The sequence below is a fragment of the Protofrankia sp. CiP1_Cm_nod4 genome (assembly GCF_982290645.1).
Map to the genome: position 1 here is coordinate 75,153 of NZ_CEVIVC010000006.1, position 4,865 is coordinate 80,017.

4 protein-coding genes are annotated in these 4,865 nt (G+C 67.9%); all 4 read right to left on the reverse strand.

The genetic code is table 11. The features are described from left to right. Nucleotides 1–213: 213 nt before the first annotated feature. The 4 genes from tatC to AC5LSR_RS02900 all read right to left on the reverse strand — a co-directional run bounded on the left by tatC (nt 214) and on the right by AC5LSR_RS02900 (nt 4,202). Nucleotides 214–1,209, reverse strand: a complete 996-nt coding sequence (gene tatC, locus AC5LSR_RS02885; protein ID WP_250281394.1) for a twin-arginine translocase subunit TatC — start codon at nt 1,207–1,209, stop codon at nt 214–216. A 51-nt stretch (nt 1,210–1,260) separates the two neighbouring features. Further along, nucleotides 1,261–1,587, reverse strand: a complete 327-nt coding sequence (gene tatA, locus AC5LSR_RS02890) for a Sec-independent protein translocase subunit TatA (RefSeq protein WP_250281396.1) — start codon at nt 1,585–1,587, stop codon at nt 1,261–1,263. A gap of 132 nt (nt 1,588–1,719) precedes the next feature. Then, complete coding sequence (locus tag AC5LSR_RS02895) at nt 1,720–2,646, reverse strand: formylglycine-generating enzyme family protein (protein WP_250281398.1); 927 nt, start codon at nt 2,644–2,646, stop codon at nt 1,720–1,722. A 128-nt stretch (nt 2,647–2,774) separates the two neighbouring features. Continuing rightward, nucleotides 2,775–4,202 (reverse strand): sulfatase family protein, encoded by a 1,428-nt coding sequence (locus tag AC5LSR_RS02900; RefSeq protein ID WP_250281399.1) that lies wholly within the window; start codon nt 4,200–4,202, stop codon nt 2,775–2,777. Nucleotides 4,203–4,865 lie beyond the last annotated feature (663 nt).

The window sequence follows — 4,865 nt, forward strand, 5'->3', positions numbered from 1 at the left end:
GGCCGGGGGGAAAGCCCCGGGCCCGGACGGCGGGCCCGCCGGCGCGGTGGACACGTCGTCAGCCTACGCCCGCGCCGCCGGGCCGTTGCCGGGCGGATGTTCACCGGGCCTGGCCGGCCCTCCGACAGGACCGGCGGACCAGGCCTGATGATCGTCCAGTGGGGCTGGGGGATCCATCGGAGCCGGACGGTGCCAGACCGGCGCCGGGCGTTGTCAGGTGATGTCGATGTGGGCGGCGTCCGCTGCGGAGCCCGGGGCGCCGGCCGCGCCGACGGCGCTGCCCACCGGGTCGGCGGACGCCGTGGGCCTTGCCGGCTCCCCCGCCATCGGATGCGGCAGGTCGAGGTCCAGCGGTGACGCCTCGTCGTCGTCGAGACCGGCGTAGGGCGAGGTGTCGCCGCGGCGGGCCCTGCGCTTGTCGTTGGCCCATCCGATCACGAGGGCGACCTCGTACAGCACGATCATCGGCAGGCCGAGAGCGATCATTGTGAACGGGTCCTGGCTCGGTGTCACGATCGCGGCGAAGACGAAGACCAGGAAGATCTCGGGGCGCCGCCACGAGCGCAGCCGGGCCGTGCTGACCACGCCCGCCAGGTTGAGCATCGCCACCAGCAGCGGGATCTCGAAGGACAGCCCGAACACGAGCAGCATGGCGATGACGTAGCTGAGGTACTTGTTGACGTCGAGGACGCTGACAAGCCCGTCCCCGCTGAATCCGAGCAGGAGCTCCAGCCCCTTACTCAGGGTCAGGTAGGCGAAGAAGGCGCCGAGGACGAACAGGACCAGCGAACAGCCGACGAACGCCAGTGACCATCGGCGTTCGTGCCGGTGCAGGCCCGGGGTGATGAACGACCAGATCTGGTAGAGCCAGACGGGTGAGGAGAAGACGGCCCCGGCAACCATCGCGATCTTCAGTCTGATCATGAAGGCGTCGAGGATGCCGAAGAACGCCAGCTGGCACTGCCCGTCGACACCGGAGCGGACGTCCGCGGGCAGGGAGCAGTAGGGCTCCTTGAGGAAGTTGAAGATGTGCGGCTCGAAGTAGAAACAGACCGCCGCGGCGACGACGAGCACGATGAGTGCTTTCGCCAGCCGGTTGCGCAGCTCCCGCAGGTGCTCGGTGAGCGACATCCGGCTGTCCTCGACCGTTCTGGTCCGGCGGAACTGCACCGCCTGCGCTATCCGCCGCGGCGTGGGAAACGCGGGCACGTGCCGGCTACTCCTGCTCGTGGGAAAGGCGGTCGGTGGTCTTCGGCCCGGTCAGCCCCGGGTGGAGTCGCCCGTGGCGGCGGAGGTGCCGTTGACCCCGGTCGACGCCGGCTGCGGGCTGACGACCGGCTGGCCGGCCTCGATGGGCCGCGGTGCCGGCTGCGCCTGGGGCTGTGGCTGTGGCTGTGGCTGTGGCACAGTGGCCGAGGGTGCGGCGGCCTGGGCCGGCTCGTCCTGGCTGAGCCCCTTGGTCTCCGCCTTGAAGATCCGCAGTGAGCGCCCGAGCGAACGCGCGGCATCGGGCAGCTTCTTGGAACCGAACAGCAGGATGACGACGAACGCAATAATCAGAAGCTCGGGGGTACCGAGGTTGGTCATGGCATGCGTCCTTTGCTCCGGTGCCCGGCCCGTCAGCCGGTGCGTGTTTGATGCTACGTCGGCCAGCCTTGCCCCGTCAGACGACGGTCCGATGTCCCGCGCGTGACGGCCATACGACGCCTCAGGGCACCCTCAGGCCGCCGTGCGGAAGCCGATGTTGCCAGCGGAGCTGTCCGGGGTGTTCGAGCTGCGTGCGGCGACACGGTACCGGTTGCAGTACGACGCGTGGCACATGTGTGATCCGCCGCGCATCACCTTGGCGTGACCGTCGGGCGGCCCGGTCGGGTTCGTGCGCGGCCCGGCCAGGTGGAACGTGGCGCTGAACCAGTCGGCGCACCATTCCCAGACGTTGCCGACGGCATTGTAGATGCCGTAGCCGTTGGGCCGGTAGGACTTCACCGGAGCGGTGCCGAGGTACCCGTCCTCGCCGGTGCCGAGGTTCGGGAAGTCGCCCTGCCAGATGTTGCACCGCTGCCGCCCACCGGGCGTCAGCTCGTCCCCCCATGGGTAACGGCGCTGTTCCAGCCCGCCTCGCGCCGCGTACTCCCACTCGGCTTCGGTGGGCAGCCGGACGCCGGCCCAGGCGCAGTACGACTGCGCGTCGTTCCACGAGACGTGCACGACCGGGTGGTTCTGCCGGGAGGCGGCCGACGAGCCCGGCCCCTCGGGATGCTTCCATCCCGCTCCGGAGACGGCACGCCACCAGGGAGTGGCGTGCACGGCCGGCGAGACCCGGCTGAGCTCCTCGGACAGGAAGCCCTCGAAGACGAAGGAGAAACCGTACCGCTCGGCGTCGGTGACGTACCCGGTCGCGTTGATGAACGTGGCGAACTGGGCGTTGGTCACCGTGGTGGGCTCGATCGAGAACGGCTTCAGCTCGATTTCCCGGACCGGGCCCTCGCCGTCGGCGCGGTAGCCCTCGTTGTCCTCGGTGCCCATCAGGAAGCGTCCGCCGGGCAGCTGGGCCATACGCCTGGTCCGGGGTGCGGACAGGCGTACGGGCGTGACGGTCGCGATGCCGACGGGCTCACGGCCGGGGGTGCAGCAGGAAGCAGACACGGCGTCTCTCTTTGTTCGTCTTTTGTTCGTCGTTCGTCTTTTGTTCGTCCCGGGTTCGCCCGGGACGGTGAGCGACGGGTGGCCCGCCCCGCCCGGGCAGGCGGGCCACCGCGGCCGGCCGTCCGGGGTCAGCTCGCGCGGTCGGCGGCGAGCTGGGCGGCCAGGGCCGGGATACCCAGTGCCTGCTCCTGTGCCGGGGTGGCGTTGTAGAGCTTGTTCACCAGCTGGTACGGGTCGTTGGCCAGGTCGTAGTACTCCCGGAATGCCACCGTTCCGGTGCCGACCGGCTGACCGTTGGAATCGGTGTGGAGGTGATAGTACTCGGTGTACTGCTTGGTTGTGCTGACATAGGACGACCAGGTGTGCGGGCTTCCCGCGGTGTGGGCGCCCTGTTCCCACCATTCGACCAGCAGATGGTCACGGCTGTAGGTGGACAACAACGAGCTGCCGTTCTGCGGCGTTGTCGGGGTGATTCCGGCGGCGTTGAGAATGGTCGGGGCGATGTCGATGTTGGCGACGATACGGTTGTCGGTCGTTCCGGCGCCCAGTCCGCCCGCGGGCCAGGACAGGTAGAACGGCACCTCGATGGACGGCAGGTAAGGCACCGACTTCTTGGTCCAGCCGTGGTCGGCCCAGGAGAATCCGTTGTCGCCGATGTAGATGACAAGCGTGTTGTCGAGCTGTCCGGTGGCCGCCAGCTTGTCGCGGATCGCCTGCACCGCGTCGTCCACCGACAGCAGGGTGCGGAACTGCGCCTCCCGTATCGCCCGGCCGTCGGCCAGCGTCGCGTTCGCACTCTGGATGTAGTCCGGTTTGTCGCTCTTGTCGGTCTCGAAGACCGACGGACGGCCGTCCCAGGTCGGTACGACCGTGTTGGCGTACTGCGGCTCCGGGGTGTTGGGGCCGTGCGGGGCCTTGGGAGCGATGTAGAGGAACCACGGCCGGGTGTCGGTCGTGCCATTCTGGATGAATCCCTTGGCGAAATCCCTGATGACGTGGGTGCTGTAGCCCGGGATCGTCTTGATCGTGCCGTTGACGTTGTACTGGCCGTCGTTGTAGACGACCGGGTCCAACAGGGCGAAGTCCTCGAAGTGCGGCGGGGCGTCAGCGACGTTCCAGGCGTTGAGGTACTTGCCGAAGAAGCCGGTGCGGTAGCCCGCCTGCTTGAGATAGCGCTGGACGGTGGTGTTCTGGTTGAGGTTGTAGGGGTGCCCGTTGTCCCGCACGCCATGGTTGTGCGCGTAGCGGCCTGAGAAGATCGACGACCGCGAGGGGGCGCACAACGGCGTGGTGACATGGCCGTTGGTGAACTCCACGCCCTGGGTCACCAGCCAGTTACGGATCTTCTGGGTTGCCCAGTTGGTCTGCTTGGGCTGGTCGTCGGTGACGATGACCAGGATGTTCGGCCGGGTGGCCGCGGACGCGGGCTGGACAAGGCCCGGCAGTGTCGACAGGCCGGTCGTCGCGGCCGCCGTGGCGGCTGCCAACGAGCCCGCGAGAAAACCGCGGCGACTGGCCTGTCCCTGTTCCTCGTCCTCCTGGTTTTCCTTGCTCACTCCAGTGCTCTCCTTTGTTTTCTGGGCCGTTGGCGGCGCGGCTGTGCATGCACGCTCGCGCCACCTTCGGCTGTCGGTTGTTCCTCGCCCGTGCGGTCGAGGAATCCGCCATGGGGCAGTCGCGCGCAAGCGCGGTCCCGACATGGCCGATGAGCCTGTTGCGCCGTCCGGTCAGATGCGCGTGCTCGACCGGGCATGCGAGTATTCCGGACCGCGCGGAAAGACGCCGGACAGGCGGCATCGCACGGTTACGGGCGAAGAAAAAATCCGGATGACGACATACCGGTGTGGTGGGAACACCGGGGGCATCCGGCGGAGCGGATAGACCGCCGAAAAATCAGCGCGCGACAGCGGGCGCGGCTTCGACCATCAGGAGAGGACGAGCGAACACAGCGCGCTCGCCTTCCGCCCATAGTCGACATGCAGGCAGGCTATGAGAATCTCGCCCCGCTTCACGTGAGCAACAATAGAAGAAGATCCGCAACGCGGTCAATGTACTTGCGGAAGAAACCGTCGACTACTTTGTGCCATCAGAACAAGATCTCCAAGGGGCGGGCCGCGCCCGCCGGACGCGTAGCTCGGGCCGGGAAGGGAGAGCCCGAAACGCTGATTCCCGCGGGTCGCCGGGGGCCAAAAAGTGGCGTGATCATGTTCTTTGCGCAC

Coding starts and splice junctions, on each gene's coding strand:
- tatA (WP_250281396.1), bottom strand. CDS start 1,587: ATGACCAACCTCGGTACCCCCGAGCTTCTGATTATTGCGTTCGTCGTC.